We start from the raw sequence: 22,086 nt of genomic DNA, 5'->3' as shown, positions 1-22,086 counted from the left end.
GGCGCCGCCCCGCATGCGGGGACGGGCGATCAGGACTCGAACGGACGGTCGATGAACGCGGCCGTCTGGCGCGCGACCAGGCCGTCGACGAAGTAGATGGTGCCGACGGCCCAGACCAGCTTGCCGTTGAGGCGTTCGCTGGCCTGGTACATGAGGATGTCCTCGGTGATCTTCACGGCGGCGACGTCGCCGACCTCGGGGTGCTCCTCAAGGTAGCCGTCGAACATCGTCTTGATCTCGTCGCGGCCGTGGGCGACGAAGTCGAAGCGGACGAAGACGGCGTCCTCGGCATAGCGCAGGGCGAGCGTGGCGGTGTCGCCGGCCTCGAGCAGCGCGACCTGCGAGCTGAGAAAGTCCTGGGCGACGGCGGTGCCGTTGTCAGCGGTCATCGTGGGTTCTCCTGTCGAAATCGAATACGATCCGGTCGATGCGGAAATCGTATCTTCGCCGACCGTCACCACCGTGCCGAGCAACCATGACGGCCAGCATATCGTCAGGTCTGGTGCACTATTTCTCACCGATTTCCGGCCGATGGTTCCCGCACTGCGCGCGGACACTACGTTTCCTTGCTGCTTGACGGCACCGACGCACCCGGGAATATGCTTCGTATCAAGCCGTGAGGCGCCGGCCGCAAATGGCCGCGAACAATTCTTTCCGGCCCGCGGGTCGGGGTGAAAGGGTGTGCGGAAATGGCAAGGATCCTCATCATGATGACCAGGTCGGCGAAACTCGGCCTGCTCGACGGGCAGGATCATCCGTCGGGCTTCTGGGCCGAGGAGTTCGTCGTTCCTTACGAGAAGTTCGTCGCTGCGGGGCACAGCGTCGACGTGGCGACGATCGGCGGCACGCCGCCGACGCCGGACCCGGGCAGTCTCACCCCGCAGACCATCGGCTACACCCGGCCGGCCGGCTCCCCGGACCACGACGCGGAGAACGCCGCGCACTACCGGGAGGTGATCGACTCGCTGGAAGTGCTGCGCAAGCCGGGGAACCTGGACCGGCTGGAGTACGCCGACATCGCCGGCTACGACGGCATCTACATCAGCGGCGGGCACGGAGCGATGGACGATCTGCCCAACGATCCGCACGTGACCCGCGTCGTGAGCTGGATCCTGCAGCTCGAGAAGCCGCTCGCGGTCGTCTGCCACGGCCACTCGGCGTTGCTCGGGCTGCGCGACGGGCACAGCCGGTGGCCGCTCGAGGGATACCGCATGACCGCCTTCTCGCACGAGGAGGAAATGGTCACCGACATGGCCGGGAAACTGCCGTTCGTGCTGCAGGTGGAGCTGGAGCGGCTCGGCACGAAGTACGAGAAGGCGCCGCAGATCTGGGGCTCCTGGGTGGTCGAGGACCGCAATCTCATCACTGGACAGAACCCCTACTCCTCGACGGCACTGGCGGAGAAATTCCTGTCGAAGCTGGCATGACGGCGATGGTGGGAGAAAGGGGCGCCTCGCACCGTACGCCATGGGCGGCGGTATAAGCTGAGCACCCCGGCGCATCCGAACGAAATCGGAGATTTTCATGATCGTCGAGTACATCCGTTACCGCGTTGCCGAGTCCGACGGCGAAAAGCTGGTCGAGGCGTACGAGAAGGCGGCTCAACCGCTGTTCGCCTCGGGCCATTGCCGCTCCTTCGAGGTGACACGGTGCGTCGACGAGCCGGAGGTATTCGTGGTCCGCATCGAGTGGGACTCCGCCGAGGGCCACTTGCAGGGTTTCCGCACGGGACCGCAGTTCCCGGCGTTCTTCGCGCTCGTGCGCCCTTTCGCGCAGTCCATCGAGGAGATGCGCCACTACGAGGTGCAGACCTCCCACGCCGGCGCCTGACGACAGGCGGCTGACTGCCGAGACGATGCCCCGGGCCGGTGCCGGGGCATCATCGTGCGGAGATCGGTCAGGAAGGTTCCGCGATCGCCTCGTCGCCCGGCGATCCGACGGTGTCGCGGACGGCCAGGTGGTCGAAGCAGTAGTAGAGCGCGATGACCAGGTGCGCGAAGAGCGTCACGGTGCCGCTGACGAACGACAGGCCGAGCGTGGCCAGGTAGATCAGGATGCCGAACCCGAAGCGCCGGGACGTGCCACGTGCGGCCGCGAGGTCGACCTGGTCGTGCAGCAGGGCCGGGTGGCGGATCACGTACTGCCAGAGCCCGATGTAACAGAGCGACATAGCGACCATCGTGCCGCTGTAGAGGGCCGCGGCTGTGTGGGAGTCGCGTGTCTCGGTCAGGTGTTCCGCGAACAACGCGGTAGGGAACGGGATCGCCGCGACGACGAGCATCAGCAGGAGGTTGAGGAACAGCAGTCCCCGGTCGACGCGCGCGATGAGGTGGAACATCGCGTGGTGGTTGACCCACATGATGCCGATCACGAGGAAGCTGACGACGTATGCGAGGTACGACGGCCAGTGGCGCAGCAGCGCCTCGCTGAGCGGCTCGCCGTCGGTGCGCGCCGGCAGCTTCAGGTCCAGGGACAGCAGCGTGATCGCGATCGCGAGGATCGCGTCCGTGAACGCCTCCAGGCGTCCCTTCTCACTCACGGTGTTTCCGCTCCTTCGATCATTCCGGTTTGCCGGCCTCGATCCAGCGGCTGAACACGGCCACCTGGTTCGCCGGCCAGGTGGAGTCGCACGGCATGGTGCCCTCGCTGACCCGGTGCAGGATCGCCTCGGCATGCGTGCTGACGTCGCCGTACTCCCACAGGTCGAACGCCCACTTCATCGAGTTGCGGTCCTGGGCGCGGAACAGCTGCTTGATGTGCCGCTGGAACGACAGGACCTCGCCGGCGTCCGGCAGGATCACAGCGTTCTCCTCGACGACGGGCGCCAGCGCCGAGATGCGCGCGGACGGGGTGGCATCGCACACCCACCACCACCGCGGCACCTTGAGACCCTGCGGCGGCCGGGCGTCCTGCTGGCTGTTCTCCACGGCGATGCGCGTGCCCCACTCGAGGTACGCCGTGAACGCCGCCCGGAACTCCGCATCGTTCGGCAGTCCCGCGTCGTCGGCCGCCTGGCCCATCAGCGCCGCCCACCGCTTGCGCTGCGACTCGGTCAACCGCTTGCCGATGTGCTCGGAGATCATGTGGGTGTAGCCGCCGTACTTGCCGGTGTAGTGCGCCGGGCCCCCGAACACCTCGGCAAGCCACGTCGCCACCCGCTCGGGGTGGTCGGGCCGCATGTCCGCGAACAGCCGGGTGAGCAGCTCGTCCTGGGGGACGTACTTGCCGTAGAAGATGTGCGTCATGCGGCGCAGCGCGGGCAGGCCGCCGGCCCACTCGAACAACGTCGGGTCCGAGTCCTCCGACGGCACGGGGTCATGGAAGTCGGCGTACCAGTGCATGCCGCTGCAGAACGGCTTGTTCTGCGACTTGCCGCACCGGCACAGGCTGAAGTGCTCGTACGAGGCGCCCTCGTTGCGCGCGACCGGCGTGCCGTCGCGTTCCGTCAGCGCGATGCCACCGGTCACGCGGTACGGCCCGTCCTTGGACACCTCGATGGCCGGCGGCCGGTCCTGGTCGACCACGTCGCGGGACTCCTCATCGCCGCTGAGCGCCATGCTGAGCGCGCCGGACGGGCAGGCCCGCACCGCGTTGGTCAGCTCGTCGAGGCGGCCGCCGCTGGGCAGCACGAACGGCTCCTCGCCGAGCCGGAACACACTGGGCAACCGGTCGGTGCAGAACCCGGAGTGGGCGCAGGTGCCGCGGTTGTCGAGCACGGTCGCCTGAAGGCCGGGGTACGAGTCACGGTGGTCCGGGACACGGCCGGGTTCCTTGGCGCCGCTGAAGCCGGTGCGCGCGTGCGTACCGTCGCAGATCGGCTTGCTCGCCGACGCCCCGCACCGGCAGAGCGCGAGCTGCGGCGGCACCGGCTCCTCGACCCCGAGGTGGTCGGTGAGCTGGTCGAGGCCACTCACCAGGTAGGGCCCGTCGGGTGCCGGCTCGATGCCCTGCGCCACGCCCGCCTGCAACCTGCGCAACTCGGCGATGCGGTGCAGACGGGTGAGCGGGCCGTCCTCCGGCGCCAGGCGGCAGGCGAGGTCCTGCAGGCCGGCGATCACCTCGATCATCTCGGCCGGTCCGTCCGGGCCGGGGCGCAGGCCGGCTGCCAGCAGGGCAAGATGCCACAGGGTCTCGTCGACCGGCGTCTGGTCCATCGGCGTGTCGGTCCGCCGATACGTGAGGGCCTCGGAAGTGGCGATGTCACCGGGCCGGGCCAGCACCTCGCCGAGCGGGCGTAGCACCGAGTGGATCATCCGATCGGTGAGGGCGGCGAGCTCGGCGGTGCCCGCGGCGTCGCGCTCCGCCCGCGCCAGCCGGCTCAGCAAGAGCTGGGTCAGCTCCCAGGCGTCGCCGGCGAGGTGGCCGAGCGGGCTGTCCGGCCGGGCCGGGTCGAACGCGGTGCCGTCGGGGCCGGCCAGCACGGCGTGGTACTCCACGTCGACCGCGGCGACGGGCGCCTGCTCGCCGATCATGTCCACCAGCAGGTCCAATGCGTCGCCGCCGGCCGTTCCGGTCGCATTCGCGGGTTCAGCTGCGAGCAGCTGGCCGAGCAATTCCGCGGAGAACTGTACGGCCGTGAATTCCCAAGGAATCAGCATGCCGGACACATTGTCGGATGCGGATGGCGCGCGATGGCGATAGTGATTCGCCATGTGTCGCACGGCGGCGGCGCGCAGCCGGGATTTCCACCGGCGCACCATAGCCACCTGGGCCGGACTCAGGCCGGGCTCGACCGCCGACCCGCGCAACAGCGCAGCGGTGCCCCAGCAGCTCAGAGCCGATCTGACATCGCCTCCGGGGGTATGCGCGAGGGTGGTGTCGGCGCTTCCCGTGCCCCCACCGGTAAGTTCTTCGCTCATTGTCATCCCCCAGTGGAGATGGTCGGACAAATGGTGGACGTCAGCGACCCTAGCAGAGAACGCGCGATTGAGGACTCTCAGTCACGGGACCACCTCCCGGTTTTCGGTTCACATTTCGTGGCACCATTCCGTATCGGAGACACGACATCTCCGGCTTCCGAGTTGCCACGCGGAAACCAGCATTGCCGACTGAGCGTCAGACCCGTTTCGTGAGTGCCTCCAGGAATGGCTCGGTCCGGGCGTGGATCGCCCCGCGGACCTCGGACAAGGGACGGGCGGTGCCGCCCCGGACGGCCGCGATCAGCTCGGCGCCGATGCTGACCGCGATCTCCGCCGAGTCCGTCCCACCCAGGTCGAGCCCTATCGGGCCGGCAATCCGCGCCAGCGCGGCCGGATCCACGCCCTCGGCGACCAGTTCGCGCCGCAAGTGCTCCTGCGACCGCCGCGAGCCCATCACCCCGAGATACGCGAGCGGCAGGCTCAGGGCGACCTTCAGGGCGGGGACGGCCGTACGCGCCTCATGCGTCAGCACACACACCGCGTCCCGTACGCCGAGCCGCCCGGCCACCGCCTCGGCCCGCAGGTACTCGTCCGGCCAGCCGACCACCACCTCGTGCGCGCCGGGGAAGCGCTTCGCCGTCGCGAACAACGGCCGCGGGTCGCACACCACGACGTGCCGGCCCAGGAAGCGCCCGAGCTCAGCCAGCGCGGCCGCACCGTGGGCGCTGCCCAGCACCACCAGCCGCGGGCACGGCGCCCACGACGCGACGAAGAACTCGCACCCGTCCCCCGCCACCATCGCGGAGGTGTCCGTACGCAGCAGCTCCCGCGCCCGCCGCACCAGCAACGCGCCGGTCCCGGCGAGGACCCGCGCCCCGATGACGTCGTCCTGCGTCACGAGCAGGCGCTTGCCGATCCGCTCCGGCGGCGCATCGACGCAGGTGGCCACGGCGACCGGGAGCCGTTGCGTGATCGCCGCGGCCAGCAGGGGAAGCTCCGGGTAGGACGCGCCGCCGACGGGCTCGACGAACACGTCCAAGCGCCCGCCGCACGGGCGGGACACCGCGAATACGTCGCCCGGGTCGGCGTCGAACGTGCGGAGCCGGGGCCGGCCGTCCGCCGCCACCTCGCGTGCCAAGTCGTACACGGCTGCGTCGACACACCCGCCGGAGATGCCGCCCACCACGGATGCGTCCGGGCCGACCGCCATCGTCGCGCCCACCGGCCGGGGCGATCCGCCGCTGGTGCGTACGACGGTGGCGAGCGCGGCAGCCTCGCCGTCGCGCCACCAGCCGAGCAGGTCGTCGAGGATCTCACGCATGGCCGGATCCGGCCCGCGCGAGCGCCCGCCCGGCGAGGACCCGGGTCAGGTGGGCCCGGTACGCCGCGGAGGCCACGTCATCGTCGCGGAACCGGCACCCCGGACCCACGTCGTCCACCCAGGACCCGGGCCGGGGGGCCACGGTCTCGGCCTCGGGCACTCGCCGGGGCCACGCCGTCGCACCGGTCACCGCGACGCGGACCGCGCCCGGGGTCAACGCCACCGCGACACCCGCGACCGGGGACAGCGTTGCGCGGTCGGTCGTTCGCTCGTACGCGGTCCGCAGCTCCGCCTCGGGAGCCGGCACCTCCACCTCGACAATGATGTCCGCATGCGCGAGCAGCGGGCCGTCCGGCGTGTAGAAGTCGGTCAGCGCGACCGTGCGGCGCCCCGAGCGCCCGGCCACGGTCAACCGGCCGGCGAGCACCAGCAGCGCCGCCGCGAGATCCGAGGCGGAGTGCCGGCCCGCCAGCGTGCCGCCGACGGTCGCCCGGTTGCGAATCTGGGTGTCCGCGACCGCGGTCGCCGCCTCCGCCAGGGCGTCATAGGCGGACGGCATGCCGGTCAGCGTCGTCGCCAGGTCGGTCAGCGTCGTGTACGCGCCGATGCGCAGGCCGCCGTCCGCCGAGGGGATGACCCCGCGCAGCTCGTCGATGCGGCTCAGGTCGACGAGCAGTCGCGGCGCCGTGCGGCCGAGTTTCATCGCAGTGAGCACGCCCTGGCCGCCGGCGAGCGGTCGCGCACCGGTCAGCGCGAGCGCCGTGACGGCCTGCTCCACCGAGGTGGGGGCGGTGTAGTCGAACTCCGTCACCATCATCGGGAAGCCTCCCGCCCCGCGCGCGCCGTACCCATCGCCCGCCACACCGTCTCCGGCGTGAGCGGCATGTCGAGGTGGGTGATCCCGAATTCGGCCAATGCGTCGCAGACCGCGTTCGTGACCGCCGCGGCGACCGGCACGGTCGCGGCCTCGCCGGCGCCCTTGGCACCGAGCGGGTTGTGCGGCGTGGCCGTCTCCGTACGGTCGAGCTCGAAGAACGGGACGTCGGCGGCGCGCGGGATCGCGTACTTGTGCAGGTTGTCGGTGAGCAGCTCACCCGACTCGTCGTAGCGGGCGACCTCCATCAGCGCCTGGCCCACGCCGTGCACGATGCTGCCCTCGATCTGCCCGTCCACCACCAGCGGGTTGCCGACCTTGCCGACGTCGTTGACCGCGACGTAGCGCACCAGCTCCACGTCGCCCGTGACCTCGTCGACCTCGACGATGGCGACGTGCGCGCCATACGGGTAGTTGAAGTCCGCGGGGTCGAACGTCGTGGTCTCGTCGATCGCCGGTTCCATGCCGGCGGGCAGGTCCCAGCCGTACCAGATCGCCATCGCGAGGTCCTGGAACGTCTTGGTCTTCCCGTCGTCGCCCGGGACGAACGCCTTGCCACCCTCGAAGACGACCTGCTCGACATTCACCTTGAACAGGTGCGCAGCGACCGCGCGCATCTTGTCGGTGACCTGCCGGGCGGCGATGCGTACCGCCGGGCCGCCGACGCTGAAGCTGCGGCTGCCGTAAGTCCCCTGCCCGTACGGTGCCCGGGACGTGTCCGAGTGCAGCACCTGCACCGTGTCCAGGTCGACGCCGAACTCGTCCGCGACGATCTGGCCGAACGTGGTCTCGTGACTCTGCCCGGTGGTCGTCACGCCTATGGTCAGTGTCGTCTCTCCGGTCGGGTGTACCCGGATGTTCGCGCTCTCCCAGGATCCGCCGAGCATGCCCTCCTCGGCGATGCGAGGGGACGGGCCCACCCCGCAGACCGCGACGAAGGACGCGATGCCGAAGCCGAGCAGCTTGCCGCGCTCGCGGGCGCTACGCCGGGCGGCCTCGCGGTCGGCGTACCCCGCTGCGGCGAGCGCCGTCTCGAGGGCCTGGCCGTAGTCGCCGGAGTCGTAGAGCCAGCCCATCCGGTTGTCGAACGGCTGCTGCCCGGGCCGGATGATGTTCTTGCGCCGCACGTCCGCCGGGTCCATGCCGACGGCGGCCGCGAACCGGTCGACGAGCCGCTCGATGAGGAACGTCGCCTCGGCGCGGCCGGAGCCGCGCTGCGCCCCCAGCGGCACGACGTTCGTGAACGTCGCATAGACCTCGCAGAACGCATGCTCGATGTCGTAGGTGCCGGTGATGCTGCGGCCCATCAGGGCCGTCGCCACGCCGGGCCCGATCGTCGACGGGTACGCGCCCAGGTTCGCGTAGCTGGTGCAGCGCAACGCCGTGATCTTCCCGTCCCGAGTGCCCGCGATCGTCGCGTACTGCCGGTGGTCGCGTCCCTGCACCGTCGAGCGCATGAGCCCACGCCGGTCGTCGGCCCACTTGACCGGCCGGCCGACCTCCTTGGCGAGGAACAGCACCAGCGGCATGTCCGGGTAGAGGTAACCCTTGGTGCCGAAGCTGCCGCCGATCCCCGGGGAGACGACGCGCAGCTTGGTGAACGGGATGCCGAGCACCAGCGCGGCTATCAGGAAACGGTGGTTGTGCGGGGACTGGCTCGTCGCCGTCAGCGTGTAGTCGCCGGTCCTCGGGTCGTACTCGCCGATCGCGGCGCGCGGCTCCAGCGGGCTGTTGATGGTCCGCCGATTGTGGAGGTCCAGCTCGACCACGACCGGCGCGTCGGCGATCGCCTTGTCGGTGCTCTCCTTGTCGCCGCAGGTCCACAGGGCGTTGAGGTTGCCGGGCACGGTCTCGTGCAGCTGCGGCGCGCCCTCGGCGAGTGCCTCCTCGGGCGTCGTGACCGCGGTCAGCACCTCGTAGTCGACCGCGATCGCGCGGGCCGCCTCGGCCGCCTGTGCCCGGGTCTCGGCGACCACGGCGGCCACCGGGTCACCGATGAAGCGGACCCGGTCCGTGGCGAGCGCGGTGCCGGCGCCGGGTACCCCGTACGGGTGCGGCGGGAAGTGACTCTCTACGCCGCCGGGCACCCAGATGCACGGCAGCGGCATCAGGTGGCCCTCGAGATCGGCGGCGGTGACGATGCGCAGCACGCCGGGCATGGCCAGGGCCGCCGACACGTCGATGCCGTTGATCTTCGCGTGCCCGTGCGAACTGCGGAGGAACTCCATGTGCACCATGCCGGGCTTGACGATGTCCGCCGTGTAGTCCCGCTCACCGCGCAGCAGCACGAGATCCTCGCGGGGCCGCACGGCGGCGCCGAACCCGTGCTCACTCATCGCCCGGCCCGCAGTCCCGGCCCACCAGGGAGAGAACCGCTCGGACCACGCTCTGGTAGCCGGTACAGCGGCACAGGTTGCCGGCCAGCTCCCGGCGCACCTTGGCCTCGGTGGGCGCCTTGTCGTCGGCGAGCAGCTGCTGCAGGGTCAGGACCATGCCCGGCGTGCAGAAACCGCACTGGACGCCGTGTTCCTTCCACAGCGCTTCCTGCAGGTCGCTGAGGCCGGTCGCAGGGTTGGCCCCCTCGATCGTGGTCACGTCGGCGCCGTCGGCCTGCACGGCCAGCATGGCGCACGACTTGACCGCGCGGCCGTCGACCAGCACGGTGCAGCTGCCGCACTGGCCGGTGTCGCAACCCACCTTGGCCCCGGTCAGCCCGAGATCCTCGCGAAGGTAGTCGACGAGCAGGGCACGGGGTTCGACATCGGCATCGATTGCATGATCGTTCACGCACAACGAGAGACGCATTCCGGACCTCCACAAAAGGCCGCCGGCGCAGGTGCCGCCGTCTGTCGTGACGTCGCGGCACGTGGTCGGGTCCTGGCTTCGTGCTGCGACGCTAAGTGAGGTCGTGCCCGCGCCGGGTGACGCAGGTCGCCTTGTCTCCGGTCCGGGCAAATGCGCGACGGATCTCCGTCAAGTTGCTTCCGGGTATCCCGCGTTACGGCCTTCCGGCCCGCGCACGCGGTGCAGGCGGTCGCTTCCCCGTGGCCGCATCGTCCGGACAAGGATCGGTTCGAGCACTGGCGCATGCCGATATCCGGCGGCGTCAGGCCGTCATAGCGGCGACGTACGGCCGCAGCCGGCGGTAGGTATCCTGGTCGATCACTCCGGCGACAGGTGCGGCCACCGCCGCCGCGGACATCGCCACCGCGTCGGCGAGCGGCGCCGGCCACGGTGTACCGGCCTGCAATGCCCGGGCCAGCGCGGCGACGCACGCGTCGCCCGCGCCGGTGACGTTGCCCGTGATGTGCTCGGGAGAGACGACGCGCCAGGCCTGGTCACCGGTGAGCGCCAGCAGGCAGTGCGGGCCCTGGGAGACCACCACCGCATGCGCGCCCAGGCGCAGCGCCTGCCGGGCCGGGCCGATGTCGTCGTAGCCGGCGCCTGCCTCCGGCGCGGGGGTGGCGCCCGCGGACAGGAGTCCGGCGATGTCCTCGCCATAGGGTCTGGCGATGTCGGGACGGGCCGAAATGCCGTGCCGCAGCGCCTCGCCACCGGTGTCGAGGATGGTCCGGACCCGGTGCGCATTCGCGGTCCGGATAAGCACGGCGTATGCGTCAGGCGGTACCCCGATCGGCAGCGAGCCGGAGAGCACGACGACCCGGGCCACCCGGACCAGGGCTTCGTAGTGCTCGACGAAGCGCTCCCATTCCGCGGCCGTCACGGCGGGACCCGGCTCCAGGAAGCCGGTCGCCTCGCCCGCGTCGATCACCGCGACGGTGCGCCGCGTCTCGCCCTGGATGCGGACGAAGGACACCGGCACTCCTGCCGCGTCGAGCAGCGCGGTCACCAGGGCGCCGGTCACCCCGCCGAGCAATCCGGTGGCTAGGACCGGCTCCTCGGCCGCGTGGAGGATGCGCGCCACGTTGACGCCCTTGCCGCCCGGCTGCGACTCGACATGCCGTACCCGGTGCGTGGCGTTGGTGGAGACGGCGTCGACGGTGTACGTCACGTCGAGCGCGGGATTGAGGGTCACGGTGAGAATCAAGTGCCGGCTCCGTCCGCAGACGTCGGGATGACTGCTGAGGGCGGGGCGGCGCCTCGAACGCCGCCCGCCGATGTCAGCAGGCGTCGTAGACGTACGAACGAGTGCCGGGGGCGGAGACGTCCCGGTCCCGGCGGACTATCGACAACGTCGCACCGTGACTGCGGCAGGCCTTGGTGAAGCCCGCCTTGGTGTACTCCACGTCAATGACCTGGTTGCCGTACACCGCGACGTAGTCGCCGCATTCGCTGTACTGGCCGCATTCCTCGACGATGGCGAAGTCCAGGCCCGCGGCACGGCCGGAGGTGCCGAGTCCGGCGGCGTTCTTCTGGCCGATGGCGAGATTCCTGGTGTGGGCCCGGACGGCGAGCAGATTCGCCATCGCCACCGCGTCCGTTCGGGTGAGCAGGCCCTGCGAGCGCTCGTACGAGTCGAGATTGTCCGGCTCCACGGCCCGGAACCCGCGCTCGGCACAGTCATCCATCCAACCACCGACGATGTCCGCCACCTCGGCGCGCTTGGCGGCGGTGGAGATGTCGAGCAGGTTCTCGTCCCAATCCGTGTCGACGACGTACGTGCCGTTCGCGTCCTTGAGCAGGAGGTCTTCGTGGTGCGAGCGCCACCACCCCAGCTCGTCGGGTTGAACCTGGAAAGCGTTGACGTAGCAGATGGTGTAGAGGCCGCCGGCCGGTGCCGCTTCCCGGTCCCGGCTGACCACCTGCACGCCCGCGGGCGGCTGGTAGGCGGCCCCGATCTGGTAGTCGAACGGCGCGTTGGCGGGTGGGACGGCCACCCCGGCGGGATGCGGGGAGTCCGTGGACGCGTCCGCGTGGCGGGTGGCCAGCGCGACCGCGGCGACGGCGAGCACGGCGACGGCGAACCCGCCGAGAACGGCGAGAAGGCCGCGGCGTTCGGACATGGTCGCGGTGGGACAGGGTGCAGACGACACGACAGAGGCTCCGAAGGGTATCGGGATCTGCCCCGCCTCGGACGCTGAGGTCCTGGCGACCTGACTGCCGGGCTCGGGCTGGGACGCCCCTACCGGCTGGGCTGGATCACATCGTGCGGCGCGGGGCGGCCCGCGGCGCTAAAGGCATTCAACGTCGCTCGGGCGACGGTGTCAATACGGCCGGGCCTCAGCCCCTGAGCCCGCTGAGCCGCATCGTGGCGACGAACCATCGCTGCGCGACCAGGAACGCCATTATCAGCGGCATCGTGGCGATCACGTTTCCGGCCATCAGCTGGGACCATTCGGTGCGCCGGGTGCCCTGGAAGCCGGCCAGGCCGACCTGCAGGGTGAACCGGTGCTCGTCGTTGATCGCCACGAGGGGCCAGAGCAGATCGTTCCAGCTGGACAGCAGGGTGAAGACGGCGAGCGTCGCGAGCGCGGGCCGGGCGAGCGGCAGGACGACACTCACGAACGTGCGCAGGGTGCCGCAACCGTCCAAGCGCGCTGCCTCCTCCACCTCGAGCGGCAGCGACAGGAAGAACTGTCGCATGAGGAAGATGCCGAACGCCGACGCCAGCCAGGGCACCATTGCCGCGGCCAGCGTGTCCACGATTCCGAGCCGCGCGAACATGAGATAGGTGGGAATCATCAGCAGCTGCGTAGGAATCATCGCGGTCGACAGGACGGCGACGAACGCCATGCCGCGCCCGGGGAAGCGCAGGCGCGCGAATCCGTACCCGGCCAACGGGCAGAGCACGAGGTGTGCGCCCACCGCAACGGCCGACACCAGGACGGTGTTGGCGAACCAGCGTCCGATGTGCGACTCGGTGAACAAGGCGCGGTAGCCGTCTAGGTGCAGGCCACCGGGGAACAACTGCGGCGGGAACCGATCGATCTCCTGCGCGGTCATGAAAGACATGGCCACCACCTGCACCAGAGGCAGCACGAACAGCAGGGCCAGCGGCATGAGCACGATGTGCCAGGCGCTGAAGGGCAAGAAGCGGCGCTTGGGTGCGGGCATCAGCCCCACGCCGCCGGGTCACGGCGGTGGCGCCAGAGCACCGCGCAGGTCATCAGCAGTGTCACCGCGAACAGCAGGCAGGCGACGGCTGCGCCGGCACCCAGGCGCCGGGCTTCGAACGCCAGTTCGTACATGTAGTAGACGACGGTCTCCGTACTGTTCATCGGCCCGCCCCGGGTGGTGGTGTAGATCAGGTCGAACATCTGCAGGGCGGTGACGCACTGCCAGACACCGGTGAAGACGGTCACCGGCCGCAGCCCGGGCATCGTGATACGCCGGAAGATCTGCCAGCGGCCGGCGCCGTCGACGGTCGCAGCCTCGACGAGCTCGCGGGGGATATCCTGCAACGCGGCCAGGTAGACCACCGTGGTGAACCCGACCTCACCCCACAATGCGATCCCACAGACGACCGGCAGCGCCTGGTGCGGGCTCTCGAGGAACTGCTGTGCGGGCAACCCCAGGCGGCGCAGCAGGTCGTTCGCCGCACCGTACTGGGGGTTGAAGACGTATCCCGCCAGGATCCCGGTGGCCGCGGCGGATGCGACGTAGGGGACGAAGATGCACGTGCGGTAGAACCCGATCAGCCGGATGCGCTGGTTCAACGCGATGGCGAGCAGCAGGCCGAGCAGCAGGGAGGCCGGTACGAACAGGGCGGTGAGGACCAGGCTGTGCCGGGCGGCGGCGGCCAGGCCCGGATCCCCGGCGAGGCGTTCGTAGTTGCGCCAGCCGACGTCGACGGCCGGCGTGACGCCGTTCCACTTCGTACGGGAGATGCCGAACGCCCAGACCGCCGGAAAGATCGACAAGCCCACCACGACGATCGTCGCCGGTCCCGTGAAGGCCCAACCGGTCAGGGTGCGCCGGGCCAGGCGGCGACGGCGGCCGCGCGTCCGGCCGGCCACCGTGTCTCCGGTACGCCGGGAAACCGCGAACGTTGTCGTCACGAGTCCTCCAGCGCCGGAACGGACCTGGCCGCCGCCTCGTCGAGCGCTTCCCTGGGGCCGGCCGCGCCCTGCAGCACCCTGGCGACAGCGTCGCCGACGTGGCGCGACATCTCGGCATACCCGGTCAGGGAGGGCCTGACCTGCTTCGCGTTGGCCAGGTTTTCGGCGAAGGCCCGCGCACCGGGATACTCACGGGCGTAGGCGGCGAACTCGGCGGTGTTCTCCTCCGGGCAGCGCAGGGGCAGATTCCCCAGCTTCCGGCTCCACCTCGCGTCGACCGGCTCGCTGGTCAGCCACCGGACGAACTCCCGCGATGCGGCGGCCCGGTCGGCGGCGGCGTGGTCGAACAGGACCCAGAGGTCGGGCCCCGAAATGGTCTGGTGGTCACCGTTGAACCCCGGCAACGCCGTCACCCCGTAGTCGAGCCCGGCCTGTTTGAGCTCGAGCATCGCCCACGGCCCCGACATCATCATCGCGATGCGGCCGCTGTGGAACAGCGGCCCGTACCTCTCGTCGGTCTGGTCCAGATACATGGACTTGTCGTCCACCGCCATGACCCGCAGGGTCTCCAGCGCGGCCACCCCGGCGTCGGAGTTGAAGGCCGGCCGCTTGCCGTCCAGGATCTTGCCGCCGCGCTGCCACAGCAACGGCCACAGGTGCCAGGTCGTGTCTTCGCTGCCCGACACCGAATAGGCGGTGCCGTAGACGGACCGGCCCGGATCCGTCAGACGCCGGGCCGTGCGGCGGAAATCGTCCCAGGACCAGTCGTTCCGCGGGTACGCCACCCCGGCTTCGTCGAAGAGTCCCTTGTTGTAGATCAGTGCGACGTCGTCAATCAGCGCAGGAACGCCGATGACCCGGTCACCGTCCATCGCGGTCGCGCGGGCCGCGAACGGCATCTCCGACCAGCCGAACGCCGGATCTCGGACGATGTCGGTGAGGTCCTGGGTACGTCCGCTGGCCGCGAGCTCGCCCGCCCAGCTGCCGTACGCGTAGGAGATGTCCGGGTAGGTGCCGCTGATGAGACCGGACGTCAGCTTGGTGAGCAGGTCATCGGTGGTCGACGCGCCCGCCGACGTCCTGATCGTGACGTGGGGGTGCAGTGCGTGGTATTCGGTGGCAAGCTCCTCCGCGAGCTGCTCGGCCTCCCCCACCTGGCCGGTCCACCAGGTGATGGTGACGTCTGGTTCCCGGTCGCCGGCCGCGGCCCGCCCGCCGTCGCGTCCCCCGCTGCACGCTGTGAGCAGCAGGACGGCACCGGCCGTCGCCGCGAGCAGCCGTCCTGGTCGAAACCATGCGCTACGAGCGCCGGTCGCTGTTCCCATCCTCTCGATCTCCCCCGATCGATGTGGCATGTGCCGTGGTGAAGGTGGCCGTCAGCCCGCGGATGCCAGAACCCTAGGGCGGCAACGGTCAAGGTCCGGTCAAAACCCGGGCAAGGACGTCAGATCATGCCGGTGCGCACCGCGTACGCCACCGCGTGCGAACGGTTGCGCAGTCCCAGGCGGCGGGTCACCCGGTAGAGCACGTTCTTGACCGTGCGTTCCGAGTAGCAGAGCTTCGCGCCGATCTCGGCGGTGTCGAAGCCGTCGGCCATCAGCCGCAGCACGCTCACCTCGCGCGAGCTGAGCCCCGACGGGGTGAGCCCGTACGGGACCAGCACGTCCCGGTTGATCCTCTCGATGTGCCTGATCAGCTCACCGACCAGGTTCGGTGGCATGACGCCGCTGCCGTCGACCGCCGCCTCGATGCTCTGCACCAGAAGATCGGTCGTCACCGCCGCCTTCGGGACCACGGCGACCACCTGGCACTCGACCGCCGTGAGCAGCTCCGACTCGTAGAGCTGGTCGACGACCAGGACCACGGGCGTAGATGCGCCGGCGGCGGCGGCGCGCAGACCGGTGACCACCTCGGCCGTCAGGCGATCCACCGCGATCACCGCGACGTCCGCCTGGTCACGCCGCGACCCGCTGAGCACGATCAGCCCCGAGCGGGACTCGAGGAGCTTGGCGAGTCCCGCGAGGCTGAGCGGATCCGATGCCTCCATGACGACTCGCAGAGTGTCCACTGTAACCTCCGGCACTGTTCAGTAAGGGCGTCGAACAGTCTGCGGGACGAGGGCTTCAAGAATTCTTCATGGCGCCTCGACCACGCTGAACATTGCTCGGGCGCCGGCGTGCAGAGCGTGGGTACATTGATGCTCATGGTTGTCGGCGAGGATGTGGCGCAGCGGCACGAGCTGCACATCCGCCTGCTCGGCCCGGTGCGGGCCGTGCAGGACGGCACACCGCTGTCCCTCGGCACGCTGTATCCCCGGGCCGTCTTCACCGTGCTGGCGATGAACGCCAACCGCCCGGTGGCCCGCGAGGAACTCGTCAACGCGGTGTGGGGCGCCGACCCGCCGCCGAGCGCCGCCAACAACGTCTACACGTACGTCTCCATGCTGCGCGACGTCCTTGAGCCGCAGCGCGACCGGCGGTCCAGCGCCCGGGTGCTCGCGTCGGGCGGGGGTAGTTACTGCCTGCGGGTGGCGGAGCGGCACGTCGACGTATTCCGTTTCGAGGCCCTGCGCGAACAGGCTCGCAAGCTGCGGACGACCGGTGACCTCGACGCCGAGCTGCTTGTCCTGGAGTCCGCCATCGATCTGTGGCAGGGGGATGCGCTCGAGGCAATTCCGGGGCCGTTCGCGGAGACCCAGCGGAGACGGCTGGGCGAGCTCCGCCTGGCCGCCGCAGAACGGCGAGCCGCGCTGATGCTCGACCTCGGTCGCCACCAGGAGGCGATCGCCGAGCTGCGCAATCTGGTCGAGTGCCATCCGCTGCAGGAGAATCTGCACGGCCTGCTGATGGCGGCGCTCTACCGAGGCGGTCGCCGGACAGAAGCTCTGGAGGTCTACTGCCACGTCAGCACCCTGCTCGTCGAGCAGGCCGGCACCGAGCCCGGCGACTCACTTCGCTCCTTGCACAGCCGGATCCGGGACGGCCACGTCGAGCCGGCCGTTGCGGGAATGCGTGCCGCCGAGCCTGCGAACACCGAGCAGGGGCCGGCAGGCGGCCGTGCACCTTTCGTCGGGCGTGCGGCCGAGCTACGCCTGCTGCGCCGGGCTGTGTCCAGGGTGGCCGCCGGCCGCGGTGGCAGCGTCTGGCTCGACGGCGAGCCGGGCAGCGGCAAGTCCGCCTTGCTGGCCGAGGCGCTGCGAGGGGCCGGGCGGCGCGGCTGCGACGTCCGCTGGGGTGTCGGCGACGAGCTGTCCCGGCACCTGCCCTTGCGCCTGCTCCTGGAATGCTTCGACCTGGACTCGGAACAGGTCCCCGGCAGCGCCCGCACCATGATGCGTACGCTGCGCTCGGTCAGCGGCGAGCTGATCCGCGACCCGGCAGCCACCGTGGAGCGGGCTTTGACCATGGTTCGCAGCGCCGCCGCGGCGGCACCGCTCGTCCTCGTCCTCGACGACCTGCAGTGGGCGGACGAGACCACACTGCAGGTCTGGTCCTTGCTGCACCGCATGACCGGACAGCTGCCGCTGTTACTCATCGCCGCCGCTCGTACCGTGCCTCGCAGGGCCGAGCTCGACGTCCTGCACAGCCTCGTGGAACTCCACGGCGCCGAGGTGGTGCATCTGCCGCCGCTGGACACGGCCGACGCGACCGCCATGGCGGCGGCGCTCGCTCACGAAGTCCAGAGCCCGGCGCGGGTGGCCTCCGCGGTGGCAGCCGCCGGCGGCAACCCCTACTACCTCATCCACCTGATCGAGACAGCCGAGGGCGATCGGGATGACGGTGCTCCTCCCCCGGCCCTCGTCGCCGCTGTCGAACGGCACCTCGATCCGCTCACCGACGAGGTACGGCAGGTGCTCCGCGCGCTCGCCGTGCTCGGCGACGGCTGCTCGGTGACAGAACTGTCCGCAGTGACCGGCTCGACCGTGCCGGATCTGATCCACACCGTCGGTCAGGCGCAGGGCTCGGGCATGCTCACCGGGTCCGTGGTCGAGCCGGCGTTCCGGCACCCGATCGTCCGCCAGGTGCTGTACGACCAGATGCCCACCGCGTTGCGCGTGCTGATGCACGGCGCTTACGCCGAGCGGATCGCGAAGGCCGGCGGCGGCGCGGAACACGTGATCCGGCAGCTGCTCGCCGGCCCGACACCCATGGGCGTCTGGGGGGCGCAGTGGCTGGCCGACCACGCGGATCCGCTCTGCGTCCGGATGCCCGAGGCCACGACCGAGGCGCTGCGCCGGGCAACGGCACAGCCGGCGCTCACGCAACAGTTGCGGGAACGGCTCACCGCAAGCCTCGCCCGGCAGCTGTTCCGGCGAGGATTCCCTGCGGACGCCGAGGCCAACTGGGTCGCGGCGCGCACCTCCGATCCCGAGCTGCGCGCCGAGATGTGCCTCATCATCGCGCAGCTGCACCGCCGGCGCGGGGCGCACGGCCAGGCGCTCGCGGTGGTGCACGCCGCGCTGCGCAGCCCCCTCACCCCGCGCCCGTGGATTGCCCGGTACCGCGGTCTGATGGCCCAGTTGTTGCCGAGCGGGGCGCCCGACGACCCGGCGCCGGCATCGGAAAGGAGCGACACGTGCCCGAGGTGTTCCACGGCGACCTGCGGGTGAGCCTGCTCGGACCCGTACGGGCCTGGCGCGATGAGCGGGAGCTGGCACTCGGACCGGCCCGGCAGCGGACGGTGTTCGCGGTGCTGGCCGCGAACGCCAACCGGCCGATCGGGCGGGACGAGCTGATCAAGGCCGTGTGGGGGGCAGCCGCGCCAGACAGGGCCGTCGGCAACCTCTACACCTACATCTCCGGGTTGCGGCGCCGCCTCGAGGCTGCGGACGGCGCCGACGCTGACGTCCTCACGTGGGGCCCCGACGGCTACGCGTTGCGCCTGACCGACGGCGCCAGTGACCTCGAGGAGTTTCAACGACTGCGCGCCGAGGCAGCCGAGCTGCTCGCCGCCGGCGACCGCGTGGCCGCCGTCGACCGGCTCGAGGAGGCGCTGGGGCTGTGGCAGGGCGACGCGTACGCGGGCCTCACCGGACAGTTCGTCGAGGTGGACCGGCAGCGCCTCACCGAGCTGCGGCTCACCACTGTGGAACTGCGGGTCCGCACCCTGCTGGACCTCGGAGGCGACGACGACCTGGTCGCAGAGCTGACCGAGCTGGTCCGGGAGCACCCACTGTACGAGCCGGCGCACGAGCTTCTCATGCTGGCGCTGCAGCGAACAGGTCGGCTCGCCGAGGCATTGGAGGCGTTCCGGGACGCGCGGCGCACCCTCATGAGCGAACTCAGCGTCGAGCCGGGTCCCGCACTGAGCCGCCTGCACCGCCGACTGCTCAGCGACCCGGCCGATCAGCCGGTGACCGTGTCGCCGGGACACGGATCCACGACCGGCACGGGCGGTCATCCCTTCGTCGGCCGTGACGCCGAGCTGCGCCTGCTGCGCGGGCTCGTGGACGACGTCGCCCGCGGTGTCGGGGGTGGCATCTGGATCGACGGTGAGCCGGGCATCGGGAAGTCGGAGCTGCTGGCCGTGGCGCTCCGCGACGCCCCCCGGCTGGGCTGCCACCTCGCCCGCGGGGTCGCCGTCGAGCTGGGTCAGCACGTACCGCTGCAGGTCATCACCAGGGCGCTCGGCCTGGACGGCGCGCGCAGCCCGCTCGCGCCTCCCGGCGACGACGCCGGGCCCGAGGTGGCCACCGACCGGCTCGTCGCGTACGTGCGCAGCGCCTGCGCGGTCGCCCCGCTGATCGTGGTGATCGACGACATGCAGTGGGCGGACGACGCCACCATGCTCGTCTGGGAGCGACTGGCCGCCGCGACGCGACGCCTGCCGCTGCTGCTCGTGGCGGCGACCAGGCCCGAGCCCAACGGCCGCATCCTGTCCCGCTTGCGGCGTGGGGTCGAGGCCCGGATGGGCCACGTGCTGACCCTGCAACCGCTGCGGGCCGACGACATCGTGACGCTCATCGGGCAGATCGTCGAGGCGGAGCCCGGATCGTCGCTGCGGGCGTTGACGCCGCGTACGGCCGGCAACCCGCTGTTCGCGCGGGAACTGGTCACCGCACTGGTCCGGCAAGGGGCCGTGCACGTCGTCGACGGCGTCGCCGACATCGATCCGGACGCCGCCGCCGAGGCCCCGCAGTCGCTGATCGCGGCCGTGCGTGCGACCCTCGACTTCCTGAGGCGCGACACCCAGGAAGTGCTGCAATTCGCCGCTCTGCTGGGCATGGAGTTCGCCGTCGAGGATGTAGCAGCGGTCAGTGGACGTTCCCCCGCCGGGTTGATGACCTGCCTGGACGAAGCGGTGTCCGCGAATGTCGTCGTGGACGCGGGCAAGAACCTGGCTTTCCGCCACCCGTACCTGCGTCAGGCCCTGAGCGATCGGGTCCCCTCTGCTCTTCGCGCGGTGATGCACCGCCACGCCGCAGAGTCGCTGGCCCGCGGTGGAAGCCCCGCCACTCGCGTAGCGGAGCAACTGACCGCCGAGACGCCGGTCGTCGACGCCTGGGTGGTGTCCTGGCTTGCCGGCAACCACGCCGACGTCGTCCGGCGGGCACCCCAGCTCGCTGCCCTCCTGCTGCACCGTGTGCTCGCAACCGATGTGCCCGACCCGGCCCAACGGGCGACGCTGCTCCCGGCATTGACCCGCGCGCTGTTCCGGCAGGAGCAGCAGCCGATCCATGAGGCCAGGCAGGCGCTTGATGTCGCCACCGACGCCGTTGACCGCGCGGAGATGCGTTACCTGCTGGCCACCATGCACTTCCAGCGCGGCGAATCGGCGGCCGCCGCCGCGTTGTTGCAGGACGCGGTGCACGATTCCACCGTGCCGGACCTCTGGCGCACGCGTCACCGGGTCCTGCTGGCCAGCGTACGGCGGGGAACGCTCGACGACCTGGACCGCGTGGAGCAGCGGGCGACCGAGCTCTACGCCGAGGCGGTGGCCGCCGGGCAGCAGTACGAGTCCGCGTACGCGCAGCAGACGCTGTGGCAGGTCCACTCGATGCGGCGCGATCATCGGCGGGCCCTGGAGCACATCGACCGTGCGTTGACGATCGTGCGTGACCCCGGCCTGGCCTGGATGCGGCTGGACCTGCTGGACAACCGCATCTTCGCCCTTCAGAACCTGGACCTGCTGGACGAGGCGCATCAGACGTTGCACGACGCGGCACAGTTCGCGCTGAGGCATCGCACCACGGGCTTGCCGCTGTCCGCCGCTATCCACTACTACTGGCTCGGCCGCTGGGACGAAGCGCTCGCCGAGATAAATTCGGTCACCGCCGATGTGCCGACCACCACATTCCAGGGCATCCGCGAGCCCGGTGCCATGACGATGCTGCTGCACGGCGTCGCTGCGCTCATCGCCGCGCACCGCGACGCCCCCGAGACGGCCGCCGCGCATCTCGAAGCTGGAGAGTCGCGGCCGGCATCGCTCGCCGAGCGGGAGTGCTGCGACTTCTCCATGGTCGCCCAGTCCCTGCTCGCGCAGCGGGAGGACCGTCCGGAAGAGGCGTTGTCCGTGCTGGCCCCGCTCCTGCGACCGGCGTTCGCGCCGATGATGCTGCGCCACCAGTGGCTGCCGGACATGATGCGGCTGGCGCTCGCGGAGGGTCGCCGCGACCTGGCGGAGCAGGCGATGGAGGTCTGCGCCGGGGAGGCGGCCAAGGAGACCGTACCGGCACGGGCGGCCGCGGCAGCGGACCGGTGCCGCGCCCTGATGACCGGTGACCCCGGACCGGCGATGAGCGCGGCGCAGCGGTACCGGACGGTGGGACGGACGCTCGAACTTGCCGCCGCGCTGGAGGACGCGGCAGAGCTGCTGGCCCGGCGGGGACAGTTCGAGGCGGCCCTGGACGCCGGCCGCGAGTCGATCGAGCGGTACGGCCAGATGTCCGCGACCTTCGACGCCGGCCGCGCCCACCGCCGCCTGACCGCTGCCGGCATCCCGCTCGCAATCGACTGCAAAGAGTGGCCGGCGGCGTAGGGTGGACGTATTCCGTGCAATGACATCCCGCCCTTGAGGTGGATCGCCACCCGGGCCCACGAAGAGTGACCGTGACTCTTCTCCAGGGATATGCGT

General features: G+C 70.7%; 17 protein-coding genes. 4 read left to right on the top strand and 13 right to left on the bottom strand.

All coding sequences use genetic code 11. The features are described 5' to 3' along the window. Nucleotides 1–29: 29 nt before the first annotated feature. Nucleotides 30–389 (bottom strand): hypothetical protein, encoded by a 360-nt coding sequence (locus ACIBO8_RS36850; RefSeq protein WP_396120180.1) that lies wholly within the window; start codon nt 387–389, stop codon nt 30–32. Nucleotides 390–707: 318 nt separating this feature from the next. Here ACIBO8_RS36850 and ACIBO8_RS36845 point away from each other — a divergent pair, with 318 nt between their 5' ends. Both ACIBO8_RS36845 and ACIBO8_RS36840 read left to right on the top strand, forming a co-directional pair. Further along, nucleotides 708–1,427: a type 1 glutamine amidotransferase domain-containing protein gene (locus tag ACIBO8_RS36845; protein WP_396120179.1), complete on the top strand. Its 720-nt coding sequence runs from the start codon at nt 708–710 to the stop codon at nt 1,425–1,427. A 97-nt stretch (nt 1,428–1,524) separates the two neighbouring features. Continuing rightward, nucleotides 1,525–1,830, top strand: coding sequence for a putative quinol monooxygenase (locus tag ACIBO8_RS36840; protein WP_396120178.1), 306 nt, complete (start codon nt 1,525–1,527; stop codon nt 1,828–1,830). Between the two features lie 67 nt (nt 1,831–1,897). Here the strand turns inward: ACIBO8_RS36840 and ACIBO8_RS36835 are convergent, their stop codons facing one another. From ACIBO8_RS36835 to ACIBO8_RS36780, 12 genes are all read right to left on the bottom strand, one after another. Continuing rightward, nucleotides 1,898–2,539, bottom strand: coding sequence for a TMEM175 family protein (locus ACIBO8_RS36835; RefSeq protein ID WP_396120177.1), 642 nt, complete (start codon nt 2,537–2,539; stop codon nt 1,898–1,900). 19 nt (nt 2,540–2,558) lie between these two features. Further along, nucleotides 2,559–4,598: a CDGSH iron-sulfur domain-containing protein gene (locus ACIBO8_RS36830; RefSeq protein WP_396120176.1), complete on the bottom strand. Its 2,040-nt coding sequence runs from the start codon at nt 4,596–4,598 to the stop codon at nt 2,559–2,561. A gap of 457 nt (nt 4,599–5,055) precedes the next feature. Then, on the bottom strand, nt 5,056–6,180 hold the full coding sequence (locus tag ACIBO8_RS36825; protein WP_396120175.1) for an XdhC family protein: 1,125 nt from the start codon (nt 6,178–6,180) through the stop codon (nt 5,056–5,058). Then, entirely contained in the window at nt 6,173–6,997 is an 825-nt protein-coding gene (locus ACIBO8_RS36820; RefSeq protein ID WP_396120174.1) for an FAD binding domain-containing protein, read from the bottom strand. The genes ACIBO8_RS36825 and ACIBO8_RS36820 overlap by 8 nt, the downstream gene beginning before the upstream one ends. Beyond that, on the bottom strand, nt 6,994–9,390 hold the full coding sequence (locus ACIBO8_RS36815) for a xanthine dehydrogenase family protein molybdopterin-binding subunit (protein ID WP_396120173.1): 2,397 nt from the start codon (nt 9,388–9,390) through the stop codon (nt 6,994–6,996). The genes ACIBO8_RS36820 and ACIBO8_RS36815 overlap by 4 nt, the downstream gene beginning before the upstream one ends. Then, complete coding sequence (locus ACIBO8_RS36810; RefSeq protein ID WP_396120172.1) at nt 9,383–9,841, bottom strand: (2Fe-2S)-binding protein; 459 nt, start codon at nt 9,839–9,841, stop codon at nt 9,383–9,385. Before ACIBO8_RS36810 ends, ACIBO8_RS36815 begins: the two co-directional genes overlap by 8 nt. 319 nt (nt 9,842–10,160) lie before the next feature. Next, nucleotides 10,161–11,102 carry a 1-phosphofructokinase family hexose kinase gene (locus tag ACIBO8_RS36805; protein WP_396120171.1) on the bottom strand — a complete coding sequence of 314 codons (942 nt, stop codon included), beginning with the start codon at nt 11,100–11,102 and terminating at the stop codon, nt 10,161–10,163. Nucleotides 11,103–11,175: 73 nt separating this feature from the next. Next, nucleotides 11,176–12,018 carry an endo alpha-1,4 polygalactosaminidase gene (locus tag ACIBO8_RS36800; protein ID WP_396120170.1) on the bottom strand — a complete coding sequence of 281 codons (843 nt, stop codon included), beginning with the start codon at nt 12,016–12,018 and terminating at the stop codon, nt 11,176–11,178. Nucleotides 12,019–12,235: 217 nt separating this feature from the next. Continuing rightward, nucleotides 12,236–13,069 (bottom strand): carbohydrate ABC transporter permease, encoded by an 834-nt coding sequence (locus tag ACIBO8_RS36795; protein WP_396120169.1) that lies wholly within the window; start codon nt 13,067–13,069, stop codon nt 12,236–12,238. Beyond that, nucleotides 13,069–14,013 (bottom strand): carbohydrate ABC transporter permease, encoded by a 945-nt coding sequence (locus ACIBO8_RS36790; RefSeq protein ID WP_396120168.1) that lies wholly within the window; start codon nt 14,011–14,013, stop codon nt 13,069–13,071. Before ACIBO8_RS36790 ends, ACIBO8_RS36795 begins: the two co-directional genes overlap by 1 nt. Continuing rightward, entirely contained in the window at nt 14,010–15,338 is a 1,329-nt protein-coding gene (locus ACIBO8_RS36785) for an ABC transporter substrate-binding protein (protein ID WP_396120167.1), read from the bottom strand. Before ACIBO8_RS36785 ends, ACIBO8_RS36790 begins: the two co-directional genes overlap by 4 nt. A gap of 119 nt (nt 15,339–15,457) precedes the next feature. Further along, the gene (locus ACIBO8_RS36780) at nt 15,458–16,081 is read right to left on the bottom strand and encodes a LuxR C-terminal-related transcriptional regulator (RefSeq protein WP_396120165.1); all 624 of its coding nucleotides are present in this window, start codon (nt 16,079–16,081) and stop codon (nt 15,458–15,460) included. Nucleotides 16,082–16,216: 135 nt separating this feature from the next. Between ACIBO8_RS36780 and ACIBO8_RS36775 the strand changes: the two genes are divergently transcribed. Both ACIBO8_RS36775 and ACIBO8_RS36770 read left to right on the top strand, forming a co-directional pair. After that, nucleotides 16,217–18,622 (top strand): BTAD domain-containing putative transcriptional regulator, encoded by a 2,406-nt coding sequence (locus ACIBO8_RS36775; protein WP_396120164.1) that lies wholly within the window; start codon nt 16,217–16,219, stop codon nt 18,620–18,622. Beyond that, nucleotides 18,589–21,990, top strand: coding sequence for a BTAD domain-containing putative transcriptional regulator (locus ACIBO8_RS36770; protein ID WP_396120162.1), 3,402 nt, complete (start codon nt 18,589–18,591; stop codon nt 21,988–21,990). Before ACIBO8_RS36775 ends, ACIBO8_RS36770 begins: the two co-directional genes overlap by 34 nt. Nucleotides 21,991–22,086: the final 96 nt, after the last annotated feature.

It is taken from the genome of Actinoplanes sp. NPDC049681 (assembly GCF_044465265.1).
GTDB lineage: Bacteria > Actinomycetota > Actinomycetes > Mycobacteriales > Micromonosporaceae > Actinoplanes.
The sequence above is the reverse complement of the archived record's forward strand: the minus strand, read 5'-3'. Positions and strand labels throughout refer to the sequence as shown.

Coding starts and splice junctions, on each gene's coding strand:
- ACIBO8_RS36850 (WP_396120180.1), bottom strand. CDS start 389: ATGACCGCTGACAACGGCACCGCCGTCGCCCAGGACTTTCTCAGCTCG.
- ACIBO8_RS36825 (WP_396120175.1), bottom strand. CDS start 6,180: ATGCGTGAGATCCTCGACGACCTGCTCGGCTGGTGGCGCGACGGCGAG.
- ACIBO8_RS36775 (WP_396120164.1), top strand. CDS start 16,217: ATGGTTGTCGGCGAGGATGTGGCGCAGCGGCACGAGCTGCACATCCGC.
- ACIBO8_RS36815 (WP_396120173.1), bottom strand. CDS start 9,390: ATGAGTGAGCACGGGTTCGGCGCCGCCGTGCGGCCCCGCGAGGATCTC.
- ACIBO8_RS36840 (WP_396120178.1), top strand. CDS start 1,525: ATGATCGTCGAGTACATCCGTTACCGCGTTGCCGAGTCCGACGGCGAA.
- ACIBO8_RS36785 (WP_396120167.1), bottom strand. CDS start 15,338: ATGGGAACAGCGACCGGCGCTCGTAGCGCATGGTTTCGACCAGGACGG.
- ACIBO8_RS36830 (WP_396120176.1), bottom strand. CDS start 4,598: ATGCTGATTCCTTGGGAATTCACGGCCGTACAGTTCTCCGCGGAATTG.
- ACIBO8_RS36795 (WP_396120169.1), bottom strand. CDS start 13,069: ATGCCCGCACCCAAGCGCCGCTTCTTGCCCTTCAGCGCCTGGCACATC.
- ACIBO8_RS36800 (WP_396120170.1), bottom strand. CDS start 12,018: ATGTCCGAACGCCGCGGCCTTCTCGCCGTTCTCGGCGGGTTCGCCGTC.
- ACIBO8_RS36820 (WP_396120174.1), bottom strand. CDS start 6,997: ATGATGGTGACGGAGTTCGACTACACCGCCCCCACCTCGGTGGAGCAG.
- ACIBO8_RS36845 (WP_396120179.1), top strand. CDS start 708: ATGATGACCAGGTCGGCGAAACTCGGCCTGCTCGACGGGCAGGATCAT.